This window comes from uncultured Vibrio sp., from assembly GCF_947488985.1.
Classification (GTDB): Bacteria; Pseudomonadota; Gammaproteobacteria; order Enterobacterales; family Vibrionaceae; genus Vibrio.
This window is the reverse complement of sequence record NZ_CANLBV010000285.1, coordinates 1-538: the sequence shown is the minus strand read 5'-3', so window position 1 is coordinate 538 and position 538 is coordinate 1. Positions and strand designations below refer to the sequence as shown.

The 538-nt window shown below is 46.7% G+C and carries 1 protein-coding gene; it reads left to right on the top strand.

The window, feature by feature from the left end; genetic code table 11:
* Positions 1 to 538, top strand: a 538-nt coding sequence (locus tag Q1A70_RS20360; protein WP_299695876.1) for a GTP-binding protein, incomplete at both ends; no start/stop codon positions are given.

The following is a 538-nucleotide window of genomic DNA, read 5'->3' as shown; positions in this document are numbered from 1 at the left end:
TGTCTAAAGAAAAATTTGAACGTACGAAACCGCACGTAAACGTTGGTACTATCGGCCACGTTGACCACGGTAAAACAACTCTAACTGCTGCTATCTGTACTACTCTTGCAAAAGTATACGGCGGTGTTGCTAAAGATTTCGCATCTATCGATAACGCTCCAGAAGAGCGTGAGCGCGGTATCACAATCGCAACTTCTCACGTTGAGTACGACACTCCAGCACGTCACTACGCACACGTAGACTGTCCAGGACACGCGGATTATGTTAAAAACATGATCACTGGTGCTGCACAAATGGACGGCGGTATCCTAGTTGTTGCTGCGACTGACGGCCCTATGCCTCAAACTCGTGAGCACATCCTACTTGGTCGTCAAGTTGGTATCCCTTACATCATCGTATTCATGAACAAATGTGACATGGTTGATGACGAAGAGCTACTTGAGCTAGTTGAGATGGAAGTTCGTGAACTTCTTTCTGAATACGACTTCCCAGGTGATGACCTACCAGTTATCCAAGGTTCTGCACTTGGCGCACTAAA